General features: G+C 73.1%; 20 protein-coding genes. 14 read left to right on the top strand and 6 right to left on the bottom strand.

The genetic code is table 11. The features are described 5' to 3' along the window. Positions 1-38 precede the first annotated feature (38 nt). From ABTY56_RS15180 to ABTY56_RS15190, 3 genes are all read left to right on the top strand, one after another. Positions 39-638 (top strand): DUF5998 family protein, encoded by a 600-nt coding sequence (locus ABTY56_RS15180; RefSeq protein ID WP_350629210.1) that lies wholly within the window; start codon positions 39-41, stop codon positions 636-638. Positions 639-673: 35 nt separating this feature from the next. Then, positions 674-1861, top strand: a complete 1188-nt coding sequence (locus ABTY56_RS15185) for an alkaline phosphatase family protein (RefSeq protein ID WP_350629211.1) — start codon at positions 674-676, stop codon at positions 1859-1861. A 61-nt stretch (positions 1862-1922) separates the two neighbouring features. Continuing rightward, complete coding sequence (locus ABTY56_RS15190) at positions 1923-2579, top strand: thymidine kinase (RefSeq protein ID WP_350523323.1); 657 nt, start codon at positions 1923-1925, stop codon at positions 2577-2579. A 19-nt stretch (positions 2580-2598) separates the two neighbouring features. Here ABTY56_RS15190 and ABTY56_RS15195 read toward each other — a convergent pair whose 3' ends face one another. Further along, positions 2599-3342 carry a VOC family protein gene (locus tag ABTY56_RS15195; protein ID WP_350629234.1) on the bottom strand — a complete coding sequence of 248 codons (744 nt, stop codon included), beginning with the start codon at positions 3340-3342 and terminating at the stop codon, positions 2599-2601. 221 nt (positions 3343-3563) lie between these two features. Here ABTY56_RS15195 and ABTY56_RS15200 point away from each other — a divergent pair, with 221 nt between their 5' ends. Beyond that, entirely contained in the window at positions 3564-4439 is an 876-nt protein-coding gene (locus ABTY56_RS15200) for a sulfurtransferase (RefSeq protein WP_350629212.1), read from the top strand. A gap of 90 nt (positions 4440-4529) precedes the next feature. On the opposite strand, the gene sepH is transcribed toward ABTY56_RS15200, so the two are convergent. Continuing rightward, positions 4530-5609 carry a septation protein SepH gene (sepH, locus tag ABTY56_RS15205; protein ID WP_350629213.1) on the bottom strand — a complete coding sequence of 360 codons (1080 nt, stop codon included), beginning with the start codon at positions 5607-5609 and terminating at the stop codon, positions 4530-4532. 515 nt (positions 5610-6124) lie between these two features. On the opposite strand from sepH, the gene ABTY56_RS15210 reads away from it, so the two are divergent. After that, on the top strand, positions 6125-6976 hold the full coding sequence (locus tag ABTY56_RS15210) for a hypothetical protein (RefSeq protein WP_350629214.1): 852 nt from the start codon (positions 6125-6127) through the stop codon (positions 6974-6976). 23 nt (positions 6977-6999) lie between these two features. On the opposite strand, the gene ABTY56_RS15215 is transcribed toward ABTY56_RS15210, so the two are convergent. Both ABTY56_RS15215 and ABTY56_RS15220 read right to left on the bottom strand, forming a co-directional pair. Continuing rightward, a complete protein-coding gene (locus tag ABTY56_RS15215; RefSeq protein WP_350629215.1) occupies positions 7000-8322 on the bottom strand; it encodes a D-arabinono-1,4-lactone oxidase in 1323 nt (440 codons plus the stop codon). A 104-nt stretch (positions 8323-8426) separates the two neighbouring features. Further along, complete coding sequence (locus tag ABTY56_RS15220; RefSeq protein ID WP_350629216.1) at positions 8427-9683, bottom strand: MFS transporter; 1257 nt, start codon at positions 9681-9683, stop codon at positions 8427-8429. A 128-nt stretch (positions 9684-9811) separates the two neighbouring features. Here ABTY56_RS15220 and ABTY56_RS15225 point away from each other — a divergent pair, with 128 nt between their 5' ends. Beyond that, positions 9812-10954, top strand: a complete 1143-nt coding sequence (locus ABTY56_RS15225) for a ferrochelatase (RefSeq protein WP_350629217.1) — start codon at positions 9812-9814, stop codon at positions 10952-10954. 51 nt (positions 10955-11005) lie between these two features. After that, the gene (locus tag ABTY56_RS15230; RefSeq protein ID WP_350629218.1) at positions 11006-11824 is read left to right on the top strand and encodes an inositol monophosphatase family protein; all 819 of its coding nucleotides are present in this window, start codon (positions 11006-11008) and stop codon (positions 11822-11824) included. A gap of 191 nt (positions 11825-12015) precedes the next feature. Here the strand turns inward: ABTY56_RS15230 and ABTY56_RS15235 are convergent, their stop codons facing one another. Next, positions 12016-12201: a hypothetical protein gene (locus ABTY56_RS15235; protein WP_030057688.1), complete on the bottom strand. Its 186-nt coding sequence runs from the start codon at positions 12199-12201 to the stop codon at positions 12016-12018. 444 nt (positions 12202-12645) lie between these two features. On the opposite strand from ABTY56_RS15235, the gene ABTY56_RS15240 reads away from it, so the two are divergent. From ABTY56_RS15240 to ABTY56_RS15255, 4 genes are all read left to right on the top strand, one after another. After that, positions 12646-13299, top strand: coding sequence for a response regulator transcription factor (locus ABTY56_RS15240; RefSeq protein ID WP_030057689.1), 654 nt, complete (start codon positions 12646-12648; stop codon positions 13297-13299). Positions 13300-13462: 163 nt separating this feature from the next. After that, complete coding sequence (locus tag ABTY56_RS15245) at positions 13463-14758, top strand: sensor histidine kinase (protein ID WP_350629219.1); 1296 nt, start codon at positions 13463-13465, stop codon at positions 14756-14758. A gap of 223 nt (positions 14759-14981) precedes the next feature. After that, the gene (locus ABTY56_RS15250) at positions 14982-15965 is read left to right on the top strand and encodes an acyl-ACP desaturase (protein ID WP_350629220.1); all 984 of its coding nucleotides are present in this window, start codon (positions 14982-14984) and stop codon (positions 15963-15965) included. Between the two features lie 472 nt (positions 15966-16437). Further along, positions 16438-16737: a DUF4193 domain-containing protein gene (locus ABTY56_RS15255; protein ID WP_030057692.1), complete on the top strand. Its 300-nt coding sequence runs from the start codon at positions 16438-16440 to the stop codon at positions 16735-16737. A gap of 243 nt (positions 16738-16980) precedes the next feature. On the opposite strand, the gene ABTY56_RS15260 is transcribed toward ABTY56_RS15255, so the two are convergent. After that, positions 16981-17430, bottom strand: a complete 450-nt coding sequence (locus ABTY56_RS15260; RefSeq protein ID WP_350629221.1) for a DUF3093 domain-containing protein — start codon at positions 17428-17430, stop codon at positions 16981-16983. 135 nt (positions 17431-17565) lie between these two features. Here ABTY56_RS15260 and ABTY56_RS15265 point away from each other — a divergent pair, with 135 nt between their 5' ends. The 3 genes from ABTY56_RS15265 (at position 17566) to ABTY56_RS15275 (ending at position 19481) form a co-directional block, all read left to right on the top strand. Then, positions 17566-18144, top strand: coding sequence for a PaaI family thioesterase (locus ABTY56_RS15265; protein WP_350629235.1), 579 nt, complete (start codon positions 17566-17568; stop codon positions 18142-18144). After that, on the top strand, positions 18141-18608 hold the full coding sequence (gene dut, locus ABTY56_RS15270; protein WP_350629222.1) for a dUTP diphosphatase: 468 nt from the start codon (positions 18141-18143) through the stop codon (positions 18606-18608). Before ABTY56_RS15265 ends, dut begins: the two co-directional genes overlap by 4 nt. A 69-nt stretch (positions 18609-18677) precedes the next feature. After that, on the top strand, positions 18678-19481 hold the full coding sequence (locus tag ABTY56_RS15275; RefSeq protein WP_350629223.1) for a DUF3710 domain-containing protein: 804 nt from the start codon (positions 18678-18680) through the stop codon (positions 19479-19481). Positions 19482-19745 lie beyond the last annotated feature (264 nt).

The raw sequence follows: 19745 nt of genomic DNA on the forward strand, positions 1-19745 counted from the left end.
CCGCCCGCTTCGTCGGCGGACCATGCCAGGATGGAGATATGGCGAAGACCGGTACCACCACCACTCAGGACCTGCGCTCGGCTATCGAGCGCAGCGGCTACTACCCGGCCCTGGTGTCCGAGGCGGTGGAGTCCGCGGTGGGCCCGGAGCCGATCAGCTCCTACCTGGTGCACCAGGAGACGACGTTCGACGCCAACGAGGTCCGCCGGCACGTGACGGTGCTGGTGCTGACCCCGACCCGGTTCGTGGTGAGCCACACCGACGAGCAGTCGGGTGCGGAGGGCAGCCCCGCCGTACCGTTCGCGACGACCTCGACGGAGAGCGTCCGGCTGGACCGGATCGGCTCGGTCGTGGTGAGCCGGATGGTGGCGAACCCGGAGACGTACACGCCGGGGACGCTGCCGCGCGAGGTGGTGCTGACGATCGGCTGGGGCGCGGTGCAGCGTCTGGACCTGGAGCCGGCCGGCTGCTCGGACCCGAACTGCGAGGCGGACCACGGCTACACGGGCTCGGCGACGGCCGACGACCTCTCGCTGCGGGTGAGCGAGGCCGGTGACGGCCCGGAGACGGTGTCCCAGGCGCTGGTGTTCGCCCGGGCCCTGTCCGACGCGACGATCGACAACGGCCCGCGGGTCTGATCGCCGCCGCCTCCGACCGCTACGAATCCGGTTCCATGTCCTTCGTTCCTGCCGACGGCTACGACGCCTTCGAGATCCTTGACCCGGCCACGGCCCCCGCGCCCCCGTACGGCAGCGGTTCGCTCTGCGACCTGCTGCCCTCGGTGGCCGCGGGGCTCGGCGTTCCCGGGTTCACCGCGACGCTGCCGATCGCCCCGGCGGACCGGGTGGTGGTGTTCCTGGTGGACGGCCTGGGGTGGGAGCTGCTGCTGCGCCACCCCGAGTACGCGCCGTTCCTGTCCTCGCTGGCCGGGAGCTCGTTGGGCGGCAGTGGCCGTCCGCTGACCGCGGGCTTCCCGTCCACCACGGCGACCTCGCTGGCCTCGGTCGGCACCGGGACGCCGCCGGGCCTGCACGGCCTGGCCGGGTACACGGTGGCGGTGCCGGGCGCCGGCTACCTGATGAACCAGCTGCGCTGGCAGCCGCCGACCGAGCCGCACGCCTGGCAGCCGTACCCGACGGTCTTCGAGCGGACGCACCAGGCCGGGGTGGCCACCGCGCAGGTCTCGTCCCCGCTGTTCGCACAGACCCCGCTGACCAGGGTGGCCCTGTCCGGCGGCACCTTCCTCGGCCGCACCACCGGCGAGGAGCGGATGGACCTGGCGGCTTCCTGGCTGGCCGAGCACGACCGGGCGCTGGTGTACACCTACGTCAGCGAGCTGGACGGTGCGGGCCACCGCTTCGGGGTGGACTCCGACGAGTGGCGGATGACGCTGGACGCGGTGGACCGGCTGGCCCGCCGGCTGGCCGAGCGGCTGCCGCCGCGCTCGGCGATGTACGTGACGGCCGACCACGGCATGATCGACATCGCGCCGGAGGACCGGATCGACTTCGACGAGGACTGGGAGCTGGGCGCCGGGGTGGCGCTGCTCGGTGGTGAGGGCCGGGCCCGGCACGTGTACGCGGTGCCCGGTGCCGCGGCCGACGTGCACGCGGTCTGGAGCGAGGTGCTGGGCGACCGGATGTGGGTGGCCACCCGGGACCAGGCGATCGCGGCGGGCTGGTTCGGCCCGGCTGTGGACGAGCGGGTGTACGGCCGGATCGGCGACGTGGTCGCCGCGGCGCGCGACGACATCGCGATCGTCGCCTCCCGCAACGAGCCCGGTGAATCCGCGATGATCGGGCTGCACGGCTCGATGACCCCGGTCGAGCAGTTCGTGCCGCTGCTCGAAGTCCGCGGCTGAATCGATCCCTTGACTCTTCTGTGCCCGAACTCCCCTGATGTGAAAGGCCCTTGCTCCACCCATGGCTGAACTGGTGTTCTTCTCGGGCACGATGGACTGCGGCAAGTCGACGCTGGCGCTGCAGATGGACCACAACCACACTGCGCGCGGCCGCAAGGGCGTGATCCTCACCCGCCACGACCGGGCGGGCGCCGCGACGATCTCCAGTCGGCTGGGCCTGCGGGCCGAGGCGGTCGAGGTGACGGACGACTTCGACTTCCACGCGCACGTGGTGCACCGGCTCTCGGCCGGCGGCCGGGTGGACTACCTGATCTGCGACGAGGCGCAGTTCTTCGACGCCGAGCAGGTCGACCAGCTGGCCCGGGTGGTGGACGAGTTGGACATCGACGTCTACACCTTCGGCATCACCACCGACTTCCGCACCCGGCTGTTCCCGGGTTCGCAGCGGCTGATCGAGCTGGCCGACCGGGTGGAGGTGCTGCAGGTCGAGGCGCTGTGCTGGTGCGGGGCGCGGGCGACCCACAACGCCCGGACGGTCGGCGGGGTGATGGTGGTCGAGGGCGCTCAGGTGGTGATCGGCGACATCTCGGTGCGTGACGACGAGGTCGGCTACGAGGTGCTGTGCCGCCGTCACCACCGCCGCCGCATGACGGCCGCGACGGCCCGCGCCTCGGTGCTCTCCCCGGACGTGCTGCCCTTCGAGGAGCAGCAGGCCTGACGTCCCGGGCCCGCACCCGCTACGCCACGGCCTCCAGTACGGAGAAGTGCCCGCCCTGCGGGTCGGCCAGCCGTGCGGCGCGGCCGCGGGCGGTGTCGTGCGGTGCGACCAGGATCCGGCCGCCGAGCTCCACCGCGTGACGGGCGGTCAGGTCGCTGTCGCGGACGGCGAAGTGGGTGCGCCAGCGGGGCGGGTGGCCGCGCAGGTCGGCGCGGTGCCGGATGCCGGCGACCGGTCGGCCGTGCACGAGCAGTGCGGTCTCGTCCGCACCGGGCCGGAGCGGGCGGTCGAGCACGGCGGTGTAGAAGACGGCGGCGCCTTCCGTGTCGGGGGTGAGCAGTTCGGCCCAGGCCGGTTCGCCGGGCTCGGTGCCGGCCTCCCGGCCGAGGTGCTCCTCGCCCTGCCAGAGGCCGAAGACGGCTCCGGAGACGTCGGAGGCGATGGCCATCCGCCCGGCGCGCTCGGCCTGCAGCGGCCCGACGGCGACGGTGCCGCCGCACTCGCGGACCAACTGGGCGGTGCGGTCGGCGTCGTCCACGGCGAAGTAGGTGGTCCACTGGACCGGGAAGCCGGTGGCGGTGGAGAGACCGAGGCCGGCGACCGGTGCCCCGTCGAGTTCGGCCCGGACGTAGTCGCCGAGCTGGCCGGGCCCCGGGGAGTACGTCCAGCCGAGCAGTTCGCCGTAGAAGGCGCGGGCGCCGGCCAGGTCGTCGGTCAGCAGGCTGACCCAGCAGGGCGTGCCCTGGGCCAGTCGGAGTTCCACCGCGGGCAATGCGGGCCTCCTCGTGGGTGGTTGGCGCACGGAAATCCTCGTGCGCGAGGGTGATGCTTCCACCCTGGCGGGCGCCCAACCCTCGGGCCGCGCGGAAAATCCGGCAAAGTCCGCACAAAGAGCGGCGGCTCGGGCGTGTCCCGTGGATCCGTCGGGCCCGGTACGGATCCGTACGCCACGCCTCCGGGCGGCGCTGAGCGACAATGGCGGCCATGACGACCTACAACGAGGGTTCTCCGCTGATCTCCGCGGCCGAGCTGCGGGAGGCGCTCGCCTCCGCCCGTCCGCCGGTGCTGCTGGACGTGCGCTACCAGCTGGTCGGTGCCGCGCCGGGCGGCCCGACCGCGGCCGAGGAGTACCGGGCCGGGCACCTGCCCGGCGCCCACTTCGTCGAGCTGGACCGGGACCTCGCGGCCCCGCCCGGCGCGCCGGGCCTCGGCGGGCGCCACCCGCTGCCGGACCCGGAGGAGTTCGGCGCGGCGATGCGCGGCTTCGGGGTGAGCGCGGAGCGCCCGGTCGTGGTGTACGACGGTGCGGCCTCGATGGCGGCGGCGCGTGCCTGGTGGCTGCTGCGCTGGGCCGGGCACCGGGACGTCCGGGTGCTGGACGGCGGCTTCGCGGCCTGGCAGGCGGCCGGGCTGCCGGCGACGGCCGAGCTGCCGGAGCCCGTGGAGGGCGACTTCAAGCCGGTGCCCGGGCAGCTGCCGACGGTCGATGCGGACGGTGCCGCGGCCTGGGCACGCGCCGGTCTGCTGCTGGACGCCCGGTCGGGGGAGCGCTACCGGGGCGAGACGGAGCCGGTGGATCCGCGGGCCGGGCACGTCCCGGGCGCGGTGTCGGCGCCGACGGCCGAGAACGTCGGCCCGGACGGGCGGTTCCGCCCGGCGGCCGAGCTGGCTGCCCGCTTCCGCGCGTTGGGCGCGGGGGAGCGGGAGACCGCGGTGTACTGCGGCTCGGGGGTGACGGCGGCGCACCAGATCCTGGCGCTGGAGGTGGCGGGTCTGACGGCCACGCTGTACCCGGGGTCGTGGAGCGAGTGGTCGAGCGACCCGAGCCGTCCGGTGGCGGTCACCGACCAGCCGGGCTGATCCGGCACCCGGTCCGCGGCAGGATCTCCTGACGGGCACACAGTGGTGCGGGGCGTCGGCCGAGCCGACGCCCCGCACCACTTCCTGCTGCTATTCCTGCTTCTTGCGCCGGCTGCCGAAGACGATCTCGTCCCAGCTGGGCACGGTGGCCCGGCGTCCGGGCCGGACGCCGTCCGCCTCGGCCTGCCGGTCGGTGGTGCCGACCAGGCGCTCGCGGTGCGGGGCGACGGCGCGCGGCATCAGGATGTCGGCGTAGGCAGAGCCCGCGCCGACCGCCGGGGCGGCGGCCGCGGCTGACTCCTCGCTCTCCTCGGCGACCTCGGCGGGCACCGGTTCGATCGGGGTGGGGCCGCCGACGGCGAGGTCGCCGCGGAAGGCGGGGACGACGTCGAGCAGGCTGGTCAGCGAGTCCCGGGAATCCGCGGTGGCCTCCCGCGACTCGCGGACCTCGCGGGCCGACATGATGCGGTCGGCCGAGGGCCGGTCGATCATCGGGCGGGGCGGCCGCTCCTGGGGGAGCCGGGCGATCCGCGGGATGAACGGGAAGACCGACTCCTCCTCGCGCTCGACGTTCTCGCCGATCAGCGCGCGGGCCTCGTCGTCGTTGGGCTGGACCAGGCGCCGGGGCGGGTCGTACGTCCAGGACGCACTGCGGCCCTCGCCGTCGGCCCGGTAGGAGAGGATGACCTCCCACGTGCCGTCGTCGCGGCGCCAGGAGTCCCAGCGCTCGGTGTCCTTCTCGGCGCCGCGCAGCGCGAGGCGCTCGGCGACGGCCTCGCCGAGCTGCGGGCCGGGGGACTCGCCGTTGCGGCGGATGGCGGTCTTGCGGGCGCGCTCGGCCATGAAGGCGCGCTCGGCGAGGACCGGGCCCTCGAAGCGGCGGACGCGGTCGACGGAGATCCCGGCGGCCTGGGCGACCTCCTCGGCGGAGGCACCGGCTCGTATCCGGGCCTGGATGTCCCGGGGGCGGAGGTGGCTCTCGACCTCGATCTCGATCTGGCCGAGGCGCGGCCGGTCGCCGCGGATGGCGGCACGCAGCCGCTCGTCGATGGGGAGGGTGTACTCCGTGCTGTCGGCAGCCTTGAGCACCAGCCGTGTGCCGTCGTTGCTGACGGCCACAACCCGCAGTTCGGGCACGGTTACCTCCCGGGTGGTGCCTGCCGACGTCACCTGCGTCGCTGCTCCCGTACTGAGTGTGGCCTGCCCACTCGCGACTGGCCACAACCTTGCTGAGTTCCCCGGCGTGTCGGGCTCATGCCCGCGCGCGCCGCTGTGGCACGGTTGCCTTTTTGCCACGCCATCCGTCGGCGTCGCGCCTGGGTGTCCCGGCCGTCCTCGCACGCGGAGTGTTCGCGACGATCCGGGACCGGCGTCGCCGTGCGTGCCCGTTCCGTGGCTCCTCGTCAAGCTGCCGGTGTAGGCGCAGTCGACAAGTCGACCCAAGGCTCAGGCTTTACGAACAGTACTCCATTCGTGGCATCCAAAGGGGCGGCTCGCCGCTCAAGTCTCCCGCGATTCACGGGAATCTCAAGAGTGCGCGCCCCCGATGGCGGACCACCGACGGGTGAACGGTGATCATCTTCACACAATCCGGGCGTGCAGAACCGCATTTTCGTCCCTTGTGTCCTTCTTTGGGCAAGATGGAGTGGCTTGTTCGAGGAAGTCGTACGGACCGAGGGATGTTGATGCCGGAGCGGAGCCCCGCCGAGGAGGGCGGCAAGGAGGAGCGCAAGCGGATCGATCTGAGTGTGGCTCAGGTCGCGGCGAGCGCACTGGCCGCCGTCGTGGGCGCGCTGTTGGCCTCCGAACTGGGCGTGTACGGAACGATCATGGGCGCCGCGGTGGTGAGTGTCGGGGCCACCACCGGTGGCGCCGTGCTCCAGCACCTCTTCAGGCGGACCGGTGAACAACTGCGCGAGGCGGTGGACCGGGGGCCGAACCAGACGGCGAACGCGCTGCGCCAGGTGCCGGTGGAATCCGAGCCGCCGGAGCAGGCGGTGCGGCAGCCGGTGCTGACCGCGGAGTGGAACGAGCCGCAGGTGGTGCGGGCGCGCCGGCGGTGGACCTGGAAGACCTGTGCGGCGGTGTCCGGGCTGGTGTTCGTGCTGGCGATGACGCCGATCGTGGCGTTCGAACTGGCCACCGGGCAGCCGGTGTCGGCGACGGTCAAGGGCGAGTCCGGCAACGGCACCTCCTTCGGCGGCTCGGTGGCGCCCAAGTCCTCGCAGCCGCAGGACGCTCCGCCGCAGCGGCCGGCGCCGGGCGGCACGCCCGGACCGGCGACGACGCCGTCCGGCGGCGCCTCGGCCCCGGCGACGACGCGGCCGGGCCGGGAGCCGAGCGGTACCCCGAGCACCGGCGCGGGCACGGCCTCGCCCTCGGCGGGCCCGAGCGCCGGCCCGTCGGCCGGCTCCTCCCCGTCGGCGGACGGCGGGAAGCCCACCGGTGGGGCCACGTCGCAGCCGCCCGTGGCGGGGGACGAGCCCACGCGGGCGCCGGCGGCCCCGTCGCCGGCGGCCGGGACCCCGGCGAACTGACGGGTCCGGTACGGCTCCCGGGGTCAGGCCCCCAGCACCCGGCGCAGGTAGTCGTTGCCGAAGACCCGCTGCGGGTCGACCTCGTCGCGCAGCGCGGTGAAGTCGCCGAAGTGCGGGTAGACGCCGGCCAGGTACTCGGCGTCGCGGGTGTGCAGCTTGCCCCAGTGCGGGCGGCCCTGATGGGCGGTCATCAACTGTTCGACGCCGGTGAAGTAGCCCTGGTCGGCGGTGCCCCGGTAGAGGTGGACGGCGATGTAGGCGCTGTCCCGGCCCGAGGCGGTGGAGAGCCAGAGTTCGTCGGCGGGGGCGAAGCGCACCTCGACCGGGAAGCTGATCTTCCAGTCGGAGCGCTCGACCAGGGCCTTCAGCTCGCGCAGCACCCCGCCGACGGCCTCGCGCGGCACCGCGTACTCCATCTCCACGAAGCGGACCTTGCGCGGGCTGGTGAACACCCGGTACGCGGTGTCGGTGTAGCTGCGGTCGGACCAGGCCCGGCTGGCCAGTGCCGCGATCGAGGGGATCGAACCGGGGAAGCGCCGGCCGACCCGGCAGGCGCCCTCCCAGACGGTGTTGGAGAGGAAGTCGTCCTCCAGCCACCCCTTGAAGCGGGGCAGCGGGGCGGCCGGGCCCTGGCTGCGGTTGTTGCGCTTGGTGGAGCAGCGGTCGGTGTGCGGGAACCAGTAGAACTCGAAGTGCTCGTTGACGGCGGTGAGGTCGTCGAGGCGCTCCAGCACCTCGTCGAAGGCCATCGGCTGCTCGTGCGCCGTGAGCAGGAAGGCCGGTTCGACGCCGAAGGTGAGCGCGGTGATCACCCCGAGGGCGCCGAGGCCGAGCCGGGCGCCCTGGAAGAGCCGGGGGTTCTCGGTGGGGGAGCAGCGCTTGACGGAGCCGTCGGCGAGGACGATCTCCAGCGCGCGGATCTGCGCGGCGAGCGAGCCGGAGTCGCGGCCGGTGCCGTGGGTGCCGGTGCTGGTGGCGCCGGCGACGGTCTGGACCTCGATGTCGCCCATGTTGGTGAGGGACAGGCCCTCGGCGGCGAGGATCCGGTTGAGGCGGTGCAGCGGGAGGCCGGACTCGACGGTGATGGTGCCCGCCTCGCGGTCGATCTCGCGTACGGCGGTGAGCGCGTGCGGGCGGATCTGGACGCCGTCGCCGGCGGAGGCGATCGAGGTGAAGGAGTGGCCGGAGCCGACGGCCTTGACCGTGCGGCCCTGGTCGGCGGCGCGCAGGATCTCCTTGGCCAGTTCCTCCGCGGTTCCGGGGGCGGTGGCCCGGGTGGGCTCGGCGCTCTGGTTGCCGGCCCAGTTGGTCCACCGGGTGCGGGTCGCGGTACTGGCCTGGGGCATTGCGCTGCCTCCTGCTCCGGGGCCGAACGGGTCGGCGCGGTCCGGGGCGGCGCGGCCGCCCTACCCACGGGTAGGCCCGTGGGTAGGGCGAGAGATTAGTCAGTTCACCGTTCGACGTCTACGGGTCGATCGGCCGATTCGGCGGGCTCGTTCGCGGCGACTCCGGAGCGCAGGCGCCGGAGTCCGGTCAGCGCGACGAGCACCCCGAGGGCGCCGGCGGTCAGCGGGACCCAGTAGCCGGCCGGGGCACCGGAGGCGTCGACCACCCAGCCGCCGATCGACGAGCCGAAGGCCACACCGAGGGCGAGGCCGGTGGTGGTCCAGGCCATGCCCTCGGTGAGCTTGGCGGCCGGGACGAGCCGTTCGACCAGGGCCATCGCGGAGATCAGGGTGGGCGAGATGGCGACGCCGGCGACCAGCAGGGCGGCGCCGGCCGCGATCAGCCCGCCGACGCCGTGCACGGTGGAGGCGACGAGCAGGATGGGGATCATGCTGAGCGCCATCATCACCACGCCGACGAAGAAGCGGGTGGCCAGCGGGCTCCTGGGCTTGAGCGCTCCGTAGACGACGCCGGCCAGGCCGGAGCCGAACGCCCACACGGCGAGGATGACGCTGGAGAGCCCCTTGTGCCCCTGGGCGTCGGCGAAGGCGACGGTGACGATCTCGACCGAGCCGAAGATCGCTCCGGTGGCGACGAAGGTCAGCACCAGTACGACCAGGCCGCCGTTGAGGATGGCGCTGCCGCCGCTGTGGGCCGAGGCCGGGTGAACCGGCGGTTCGGTGCGCCGCTGGGCGGTGAACAGGGCGATGCCGATAGCGAGCGCGACGACGGCCACCAGCAGGCCGGACTCGGGGAAGACGTTGGTGGCCAGGCCGATGGCGAGGATCGGGCCGACGATGAAGCAGACCTCGTCGACGACCGCCTCGAAGGAGTACGCGGTGTGCAGCTTGGCGGCGTCGTCGCGGTAGAGGTGGGCCCAGCGGGCACGGACCATGGCGCCGGCGCTGGGCATGACGCCGAGGCCGACGGCGAAGAGGAAGAGGGTCCAGGACGGCGCGTGGAAGTGGGCGCAGAGCAGGAGTGCGGCCGCGGCGGCGACGGTGATCGCGGCGGCGGGGAGGGCGACGCGGCGCTGCCCGCGCCGGTCGACCAGCCAGGAGACCGCCGGGCCGAGTGCCGCGGCCGCGACGGCCATGGTCGCCGAGACCGCGCCGGCCAGCCCGTACGACCCCGTCAGCTGGGAGAGCATGGTCACGATGCCGATGCCGGCCATGGAGATCGGCAGGCGGGCTATGAACCCGGCGGAGGAGAAGGCCAGAGTGCCGGGGGCGGCGAATATCCGGCGGTAGCTGGACAGCACGGGGAGTCTCCGTGAGGTAAGGAACGAGGCGGGCCAACACAGCTTACGTATGTTGGCAAACGGTATTTTCCGGACGCCGACGCGGCCCCGGCGACGTCGCCCGGCCCCTCAGTGGCAGGATCGGTGCCATGTCCGACGCGCGCAAACCCTTCCCCTCCGGCGCCGCTCCGTACGACGCCCTGCTGCTCCTGTCCTTCGGCGGGCCCGAGGCCCCCGAGGAGGTCGTCCCGTTCCTGGAGAACGTCACCCGCGGCCGCGGGATCCCCAAGGAGCGGCTGAAGGAGGTGGGCAAGCACTACTTCATGTTCGGCGGGGTCAGTCCGATCAACGAGCAGAATCGCGAACTGCTCGCCGGGCTGCGCAAGGACTTCGCCGAACACGGGCTGGACCTGCCGGTCTACTGGGGCAACCGGAACTGGGCGCCCTACCTGGTCGACACCCTCCGGGAGATGGCCGCCGACGGACACCGCCGGATCGCCGTGCTCGCCACCAGCGCCTACGCCGGCTACTCGGGCTGCCGCCAGTACCGGGAGAACCTCGCCGACGCGCTGGCCGCCCTGGCGGAGGAAGGCGTGCCCGCCCTGCGGGTCGACAAGCTGCGGCACTTCCACAACCACCCCGGCTTCGTCGAGCCGATGATCGACGCCACCCTGGCCGCGCTGGCGGAGCTGCCCGAGGCCGTCCGGGCCGGCGCCCGGCTCGCGTTCACCACGCATTCCATCCCGGACCCCATGGCCGAGACCTCGGGCGCCCCGGACGACCCGGCCCGCGGTACGCCGGGCGGCGCGTACGTCGCCCAGCACCTGGACGTGGCCCGGCTGATCGTCGCGGCCGTCGCCGAGCGCACCGGTGTCGCCGACCGGCCCTGGGCGCTGGTGTTCCAGAGCCGCAGCGGAGCCCCGCACACCCCGTGGCTGGAGCCGGACATCTGCGACCACCTGGAGGCCCGGCGGGCCGAGGGCGCGCCCGCCGTGGTGATGGTCCCGATCGGCTTCGTCTCGGACCACATGGAGGTCAAGTACGACCTCGACACCGAGGCGGTCGCCAAGGCCGCCGAACTCGGCCTGCCGGTGGCCCGCGCCGCCACCGTCGGCGCCGACCCCCGGTTCACCGCCGCCGTCCGCGAACTCGTCCTGGAGCGGGCCGCCACCGAGCGCGGCGAGAACGTGACCCGCTGCGCCCTCGGCGCGCTCGGCCCCGGCCACGACGTGTGCGCGATCGCCTGCTGCCCCAACCCGCGGGCCCCGCGCCCGGCCGTCGCCGAGCGCTGAACCCGCCCGACCCGTCGTTCCGTCGTTCCCGTCGCTACGGAGGAGAATCCCGTGACCGCCCCCGCCCAGCCCGACGACCGGCTCCTCGACGACCTGCTGGACGTCGCCCTGGACGCGGCCCGGCAGGCCGGCATCCTGTTGCGCGACGGCCGCCCCGCCGACCTCGGCGTGGCCGGCACCAAGAGCAGCCCGGTCGACGTCGTCACCGAGATGGACCTCGCCTCCGAGAAGCTCGTGCTGGAGCTGATCACCGACCGCCGCCCGGCCGACGGCTACCTCGGCGAGGAGGGCGCCGAACGGCCCGGCACCAGCGGGGTCCGCTGGGTCGTGGACCCGCTCGACGGCACGGTCAACTACCTGTACGGGCTGCCCTCCTGGGCGGTCAGCGTGGCCGCCGAGGTGGACGGCCGGGCGGTTGTCGGCGTGGTGTACGCCCCGGCGCGCGACGAGCTGTTCCACGCCGTCCTGGGCCGCGGCGCCCGACTGAACGGCCGGCCGCTCTCGGCCCGCCCGGCCCCGCCGTGGGGCCAGGCGCTGATCGCCACCGGCTTCAACTACGTCCAGTCGGTGCGGGTGCGCCAGGCCGAGGTCCTGCTGGCACTGATGCCCGAGGTGCGGGACATCCGCCGGGGTGGGGCGGCGGCGGTCGACCTGTGCGACGTGGCCGCCGGGCGGCTGGACGGCTACTACGAGCGCGGCCTCGCCCCCTGGGACCGCGCCGCCGGCTGCCTGATCGCCGCCGAGGCCGGCGCCCTGACCGGCGGCCGCCCCGGGCACGGGCCGGACGGCGAACTGACCGTGGCCGCCGCCCCGGGGGTGTACGAGCCGCTGCAGGAGCGCCTGGCCGCGCTGCGCGCCTGGACGGACTGACCGGTTCCGGCCGGTCCGGCCCGGCGGGCTCCGGCCCGGCCGACCCAGGACCGGCCGGACCGGGCCGTCGGACGGCCCCGGGCATGCGAAGAGCCCTGACATACGGGGGATGCCAGGGCCTGGGTTTCGCACGGCCCCCGTAGGGCCGCAGGTGCCGGAGTTCCGGCGACGGGTCGGTGGTGCCGAACGGGTCAGGCAGCGGTGCGGTGGCGCTCCAGCACCGTGTCCACACCGTGTTCGGCGGCGAGTCGGCGGAGGTCGTCCAGCTCGGACTGCTCCACCTCGGCGAGGAACTCGTCCCCGGCCTCGATCGCGCGGTGCAGATCCTGCTCGGCGTTGGCTATGCGCTGCAGGATTCCGGCCTTGAAGGCGTCCATACGGGCCCCCTTACTGTGTCGGACGTGCACGGTCGTGCGTTCTCCGCCCCGAGGAAGGTCCAGCCGGTGAAAGCGCCCCGGCCGGAAACGGTGGTTCTCCGGTCGGACGCGGAGACGGCTTGGCGGCCGCTCCCGGTGATGTCCCAACCCCAGGGCCGGCGCGGACGAAACGCACGGCGGGTGGGTGCGACCGGCCAACAGCCAGATCGCGGGTGTGCAGCTGTCCTCCCCCGGGAGGCGGCCGGGAAACCTCCGGGCGGAAGAAAGTTGCCCGTGTCACAGTCCAAGCGGAGTGGTACCGACACGAACCGTCACCGCCGCGGACCCGGGCCCCGTGCCCGAGTGGCAGCTTATCGCTGCTTTACCGCAGGACCAGGCAGGATGGAGGCACCGTCGGAGCCGCGCGTCCGCTTCCGGGGCCGGCCTGGAGAAGGGACAACGACCGTGCGGGTTCTCGTCGTCGAGGACGAGCAGCTGCTTGCCGAGGCCGTAGCGACCGGCCTGCGCCGCGAGGCGATGGCCGTCGACGTGGTGTACGACGGGGAGGCCGCGCTCCAGCGCATCGCGGTCAACGACTACGACGTCGTGGTCCTGGACCGCGACCTCCCGCTGGTCCACGGCGACGACGTCTGCCGCAAGGTGGTCGAGCAGGGCCTGGCGACCCGGGTGATCATGCTGACCGCCTCCGGCGACATCAGCGACCGGGTCGAGGGCCTGGAGATCGGCGCGGACGACTACCTTCCGAAGCCGTTCGCCTTCAGCGAACTCGTCGCCCGGGTAAGGGCGCTGGGGCGCCGCGCGACCATTCCGCTGCCCCCGGTGCTGGAGCGCGCCGGCATCTCGCTCGACCCCGGCCGGCGCGAGGTGATCCGCGACGGACGCACCGTCCAGCTCGCCCCCAAGGAGTTCGCCGTCCTGGAGGTGCTGATGCGGGCCGGCGGCGCCGTCGTCTCCGCCGAGCAGCTGCTGGAGAAGGCCTGGGACGAGCACACCGACCCGTTCACCAACGTCGTGCGCGTCACCGTGATGACGCTGCGCCGCAAGCTCGGCGACCCGCCGGTGATCGTCACCGTGCCGGGCTCCGGCTACCGGATCTGACCGGATCCGACCCCTGGAACCACCCCCGGATCCGACCACCCCGGATCCGACCACCGGATTCCACCGAAGCGGGGCCCGCCCCCGGACTCCCGTCACGGGGGCCGGACCCCCGGGACTCCCCACCCCGCGCCCGCCGCCCGGCGGACGCCCCGAGAGGACGATCATGACCACCCCGCCCCCGGCCGGCGGGCCCTCCGGCGCGCCCGCCGGCGGCCCGCGCGCCGTACCGCCCAAGCCCCTGCACCCCCCGCACGCGGCCCGGTCGAACCAGACCTACGTCCCGGGTGACGGCGTGCTCGCCTGGCTGCCCTTCCGCCCCACCATCCGGATGCGGCTCACCCTGCTCTACGGCGGGGTGTTCCTGATGGCCGGCGTGGTGCTGCTGCTGGTGATGTACTTCTTCGTCCAGCAGGCGCTCCAGCAGGTCGGCCAGCCGCACCTGGTGCTCAACGGCATCCCCGTGCGGACGGATGACAACCAGGTCATCACCAGCCAGTCCGCGCTCGACCAGTGGCTGGCCACCCAGAGGGCCTTCCAGACCGGCCAGGCGCTCAACACCCTGCTGCGCAAGCTGCTCACCGTCCTCGTCTGCCTCGCCGTGATCGCCTTCGCGGCCGGGTACGCGATGGCCGGCCGGGTGCTGCGCCCGCTCGGCCGGATCACCCGCACCGCCCGCGACGTCGCCTCCTCCGACCTGCACCGCCGGATCGAGCTGGACGGCCCGGACGACGAGCTCAAGGAGCTCGCCGACACCTTCGACGACATGCTGGACCGGCTGGACCGCTCCTTCGACTCCCAGCGCCGCTTCGTCGCCAACGCCTCGCACGAGCTGCGAACCCCGCTCGCGATCAACCGCACCCTGCTGGAGGTCCAGCTCTCCGACCCGGCGGCCTCGCCGGACCTGCAGCAGCTGGGCAAGACCCTGCTGGCCACCAACGAGCGCAGCGAGCAGCTGGTCGAGGGCCTGCTGCTGCTCGCCCGCAGCGAGAACGAGCTGACCGACCGCCGTCCGGTGGAGCTGTCCGAGGTGGCCACCCGGGCGCTGGAGCAGACCCGGGCCGAGGCGGACAAGCGCGAGGTCGAGCTGCGCTCGAAGCTCGATCCGGCCGTGGTCGGGGGCAACGGCGTGCTGCTGGAGCGGCTGGCGCTCAATCTGCTGCAGAACGCGGTGCGGTACAACACCGCGGGCGGCTGGGTCGAACTGGCCACCGCCGAGGTGCCGGGCGGCGGCGAGTTGGTGGTCTCCAACACCGGCCCGGTGGTGCCGGGGTACGAGCTGGAGCACATCTTCGAGCCGTTCCGCCGGGTCAAGGGCGCCGACCGCACCCGCAGCGACAAGGGGGTCGGGCTCGGCCTGTCCATCGTCCGCTCGGTGGTGCGCGCCCACGGCGGCACCATCGAGGCCACCCCGCGGGCCGGCGGGGGCCTCACCATGCGGGTCCGGATCCCCTCGCCGTAGGCCGGGTGCCACCAGAAGGCAGGAAGAGCAAGCCGCCCCCGTCAGGCCGTCAAGACGACATAAGGCCTGGCGGGGGCGGCTTGTCTTTTCTGGCCCGAGCAACTTACGGTGTCGTAACCTACGCAACCGTAAGTGAGTCCGTCGGCGCGCCCGCCGACGTCGCACGACGTGTGCCCGCCCTACGCGCCCGTCCCCGCGCGTGCCGTCCCCCAGGAGCAAGACCGTGACCATCGCCCCTGTGCAGAGCAGCACCTCGCTCGGATCGAGCGACTGGACCGACACGCGGCTGATCCTGGCCCTCGAAGAGGTCGTGGAGACGGAGCTCAACCGCCACCTGGCCGTGGCCAAGGAGTGGATGCCGCACGAGTTCGTCCCGTGGAGCCAGGGCCGCGACTTCGACGGCGTGCTGGGCGGCGAGGCCTGGTCGCTGGAGCAGTCGCAGGTGACCGCGCTGGGCCGGGTCTCGCTCGTGGTCAACCTGCTGACCGAGGACAACCTCCCCAGCTACCACCACGAGATCGCGACCATGTTCGGCCGCGAGGGCGCCTGGGGCACCTGGGTGCACCGCTGGACGGCCGAGGAGGGGCGCCACGGCATAGCCATCCGCGACTTCCTGCTCGCCACCCGGGCCGTCGACCCGGTGGAGCTGGAGCGGGCCCGGATGAGCCACATGTCCGAGGGCTTCGAGTCCGACAACGCGCACAGCATGCTGCACTCGGTCGCGTACGTGGCCTTCCAGGAGCTCGCCACCCGCATCGCGCACCGCAACACCGGCAAGTACGCCGGCGACCCGCTCTGCGAGCAGCTCCTGGCGAAGATCGCCAACGACGAGAACCTGCACATGGTCTTCTACCGGAACCTGCTGAAGGCCGCCCTGGAGATCGCCCCCGACCAGGCCATGCGGGCCATCGCCGACGTGGTCACGAACTTCCGCATGCCCGGCCACGGCATCCCCGGCTTCGAGCGCGCCGCCGCGCAGATCGCCCTCGGCGGGGTGTACAACCTGCGCATCCACCACGACGACGTGCTGCAGCCGGTGCTGCGCAAGCTCAAGGTGATGGAGATCGGCGGCCTGGGCCCGGAGGGCGTGCTGGCGCAGAACGAGCTGGGCGTCTTCCTGGACGGGCTGGACTCGCAGGCGCGGAAGTTCGAGGAGCGCCAGGCAGCGCTGGCGGCCCGTCGGGCGGCCCGGAAGAGCGCCGAGTAACGTGCTCCCGCGAGCGGTCGGAGTGGGTGGATTTTCCGCGGTTTGCCCCGGAAGATTCTGAACGTGACCAAGCTCACACCGTGTCGCTCCACGATGTCGGTCAACCCCGGAGAGTGATCACCCGGTCGGGGGTGTCGATCGCCGTCCGTGACCGGATTCCGCCCCCGGGCGAACCCGTCGGATCGGTCGACATCCCCGGTGGGCAAGGGATTCGGCGGGTACCCGCACGATCCGTGCTCACTGTGCGTGTATGGTTCGCCAGGCCCGGGAAGGGGTGGCGATGGCCCAGCGTGAGGCCTTCCGCAGCCCCGGGGATCACCCCGATGGACCCCGGGCTGAGTGTCGATTGAGTAACAGGGCTTGAAGTAAGGCAAAATCTCCGCCTCGGGTCGGGCACAAGACCGACCCCCCATGCGTTACGTGCGCTGGAGATACCGCACACACCGCACAACCCGGAGGGGGAGAGCGAAAAATGGCAACCGACTACGACACCCCACGCAAGACCGACGACGAGCTCAACGAAGACAGCATCGAGGAGCTCAAGGCTCGGCGGAACGACAAGGGCGGCGGCTCCGTCGACGTCGACGAGTTCGACGCCGCCGAGGGCATGGAACTCCCCGGCGCCGACCTCTCGAACGAGGAGCTCGCCGTTCGGGTGCTGCCGAAGCAGGCCGACGAGTTCACCTGCATGAGCTGCTTCCTGGTCCACCACCGCAGCCAGCTCTACAGCGAGAAGAACGGCAACCCGATCTGCCGGGACTGCGGCGCCTGAGCACCGCGGCGGACAGGGCCCGGTGCCCGCGGCTCCCGCGGGACCGGCACACCGCTCCTTCCGGCCCCGGGCAGCGGGGCCGGACGGCAGTTCCGGGAGCCGTCCGTACGGACGGGCCCGGTAGGACGGAGTCGGCCGACGCGTCGGCCCGTACGAAGTCGTAGGGACGGTCCCGCAGCAGCGGAACCGTCCCTCTCCGTTTTCCGGTCTCGTCGGGCCCCGCAGGGCCCCGCGCCCGCCCGCTCAGGTGCGGGCGCCGCGCCGGGCCTCCTCCAGCGCCTCCGCCAGCTTCATCGGCGAGCGGGTCGACAGATAGAGGTACGGCGTCGGGTCGGCCGGGTCGCTCACCTCGACCCGCAGCGCCGTCGGGACGTAGCTGCGCAGCAGCATGAAGGCGCGCGGATCGGCCTTCGGACCGCGCCAGGCCGCCGCCTCGGCGGGGCTCAGCGCCTGCGCGGTGCCGAGCGCGTCCACCGGGATCCGGGCCGGTCCGGCGACCAGCGAGCCCTGGACCACGCGGATCCGGGCCGAGCCGTAACTGCTGATCGCGACGGCGCCGGCGGCGATGCCGGCCACCAGTCCGACCAGCGCGGCCGGGCCACTGACCCGGATCAGGATCAGCGCGAGCGTGAGGCCCACCGCGGCCGGGAGCAGCCACCAGGAGCGCGGCACCGTGAGGCGTTCGTCGTACATGCCCCCATTGTGGGCGCCCTGACGCCCGGCCCGGGACGCCACCCCCACCCGAGGCCTGGCTACCCCTGGGTAGGGTTGGGCACCGTGACCGGTACGACAGCCCCCACCGCCCCCGACGGCCGGCCGACGCCCGCGATGCCGCCGTCCCCCACGACCCCGCCGCCGGACGCCGTTCTGCCGCCGCGCGCCCCCGAGGCTCCGGCCCCCGGCACCCGGCTCGGCTCCCACTACGAGCACTGCTTCGGCTGCGGCCCGCAGCACCCCGGCGGCCTGCGGATCGACGCGGTCGCCGGCGAGGGACTCGACGTCACGGCCGAGTTCACCGTCCGGGACGTCCACCAGGGCGGCCCCGGCCTGGCCCACGGCGGCCTGCTGACCACCGCCATGGACGAGACCCTCGGCACGCTCAACTGGCTGCTGCACGCCCCCGCTGTGACCGGCCGGCTGGAGACCGACTTCCTCTCCCCGGTGCCCGTCGACTCGGTGCTGCACCTGCGCGCCTGGATCACCGGCGTGTACGGCCGCAAGATCTACAGCGCCGCCGAGGCCCGGATCGGCGGGCCGGACGGACCGGTCGCGGTACGCGCTCAGGCGCTCTTCATCCAGGTGAAGCTGGAACACTTCACCACGCACGGTCGTGCCGAGGACATCGACAAGGTCCTCGACGACCCGGATCTGATGAAGCGCGCACGAGCCTTTGAGGTGAACCCTTGAGCGACACTCCCCGCCCGCAGCTGGACGTCCTGATCAAGCGCATCGACCCCGAGCTGCCGCTGCCCGCCTACGCGCAGCCCGGGGACGCCGGCGCCGACCTGCGCACCACCGTCGACGCCGAGCTGGCCCCCGGCGAGCGGGCCGTGCTGCCCACCGGCATCGCCATCGCCCTCCCGGACGGCTACGCGGCCTTCGTCCACCCCCGCTCCGGGCTCGCAGCTCGTTGCGGAGTTGCTCTCGTGAACGCCCCGGGGACGGTCGATGCCGGGTACCGTGGAGAGATCAAGGTGATCGTCGTCAATCTGGACCCGCGCGAGGGAGTCAGCTTCCGCCGAGGGGACCGGATCGCCCAGCTGGTCATCCAGCAGGTCGAGAAGGCCCGCTTCCACGAGGTGGAGGAGCTGCCCGGGTCGGCACGCGCCGAGGGCGGGTTCGGGTCGACCGGCGGCCATGCCGCGGTCTAGCATGCCCGCGGCCTCGCAGGAAGCCGAGCAGGTATTCGCATCGGTCTTGGACCGGGAAGGACAGTGACCGTGTTCCGTCGTCGCCAGAAGAGCGAGGACGCTGTCGAGCAGCTCGCCGACGACGCCATCAGCGCCGACGAGACGGCCGATGACGTCGAAGGTTCCGCCGAGAGCGAGAACGTGACCGAGCTGGACCCGGCCGACAGGGTCGGCCTGCCGCCGGCTCCCCGGCCGGACGGTCCGTGGGACCACTCGGAGCTGGAGAACCCCGAGGAGGGACGAGTCGACCTCGGGGGTCTGCTGGTCCCCGGTGTCGAGGGTATGGAGCTGCGCGTCGAGGTCGCCGGTGACGCGATCGTGGCCGCCACCCTCGTGCTCGGCAACAGCGCCATCCAGCTCCAGGCCTTCGCGGCCCCGAAGTCGGAGGGCATCTGGGGTGAGGTCCGCGAGGAGATCGCCAACGGCATCACCTCGCAGGGCGGCCTCATCGAGGAGGAGGAGGGCTCGCTCGGCTGGCACCTCCGCGCCCAGGTCCCGGTGCAGCTGCCGGACGGCACCCAGGGTGTCCAGCTGGTGCGGTTCGTCGGCTGCGACGGCCCGCGCTGGTTCCTGCGCGGTGTGATCTCGGGCCAGGCCGCGGTGCAGCCGGAGATGGCCGGGATCCTTGAGCAGGTCTTCCGCCAGACCGTCGTCGTCCGCGGCGAGGCCCCGATGGCTCCCCGCGACCCGATCGTGCTGAAGCTTCCCGAGGACGCCCAGATGGTGGCCGACGGTGGTGGGGCGGCCGCCACCGCCGGTGAGGGCGACAACCGCTTCGGCGGCACCGCGCTCGACCCGTTCGCGCGCGGTCCGGAGATCACCGAGGTCCGCTGATCGGTCGTGATCGGTCGTGATCGGCCCAGATCGCCCCAGATCGCCCCCGCCCGGACTCCCGGGCGGGGGCGATTTGCATGTGGCGGGCCGGTCCCCGTACAGTTCCGGAGTCGCCGCGGGAGACCGGGGTGGCAAAGCGGAAAGCGAATCCGATGAATGAAACTCCGGAAAACGGAGCGGAAAACATCTGATAAGCTGGAAACACGAAAGAACGAAGCCCGGAGGGTCCGCTGGAAGGCGGTCCGAAGGAAGCGTCCGTTCCTT

The organism is Kitasatospora sp. NPDC097691 (assembly GCF_040302665.1).
Taxonomy (GTDB): Bacteria; Actinomycetota; Actinomycetes; order Streptomycetales; family Streptomycetaceae; genus Kitasatospora.

Coding starts and splice junctions, on each gene's coding strand:
- ABTY56_RS15190 (WP_350523323.1), top strand. CDS start 1,923: ATGGCTGAACTGGTGTTCTTCTCGGGCACGATGGACTGCGGCAAGTCG.
- ABTY56_RS15225 (WP_350629217.1), top strand. CDS start 9,812: ATGTCCGACGCGCGCAAACCCTTCCCCTCCGGCGCCGCTCCGTACGAC.
- ABTY56_RS15215 (WP_350629215.1), bottom strand. CDS start 8,322: ATGCCCCAGGCCAGTACCGCGACCCGCACCCGGTGGACCAACTGGGCC.
- ABTY56_RS15245 (WP_350629219.1), top strand. CDS start 13,463: ATGACCACCCCGCCCCCGGCCGGCGGGCCCTCCGGCGCGCCCGCCGGC.
- ABTY56_RS15255 (WP_030057692.1), top strand. CDS start 16,438: ATGGCAACCGACTACGACACCCCACGCAAGACCGACGACGAGCTCAAC.
- ABTY56_RS15200 (WP_350629212.1), top strand. CDS start 3,564: ATGACGACCTACAACGAGGGTTCTCCGCTGATCTCCGCGGCCGAGCTG.
- ABTY56_RS15265 (WP_350629235.1), top strand. CDS start 17,566: ATGCCGCCGTCCCCCACGACCCCGCCGCCGGACGCCGTTCTGCCGCCG.
- ABTY56_RS15180 (WP_350629210.1), top strand. CDS start 39: ATGGCGAAGACCGGTACCACCACCACTCAGGACCTGCGCTCGGCTATC.
- ABTY56_RS15260 (WP_350629221.1), bottom strand. CDS start 17,430: ATGTACGACGAACGCCTCACGGTGCCGCGCTCCTGGTGGCTGCTCCCG.
- ABTY56_RS15235 (WP_030057688.1), bottom strand. CDS start 12,201: ATGGACGCCTTCAAGGCCGGAATCCTGCAGCGCATAGCCAACGCCGAG.
- ABTY56_RS15210 (WP_350629214.1), top strand. CDS start 6,125: ATGCCGGAGCGGAGCCCCGCCGAGGAGGGCGGCAAGGAGGAGCGCAAG.
- ABTY56_RS15185 (WP_350629211.1), top strand. CDS start 674: ATGTCCTTCGTTCCTGCCGACGGCTACGACGCCTTCGAGATCCTTGAC.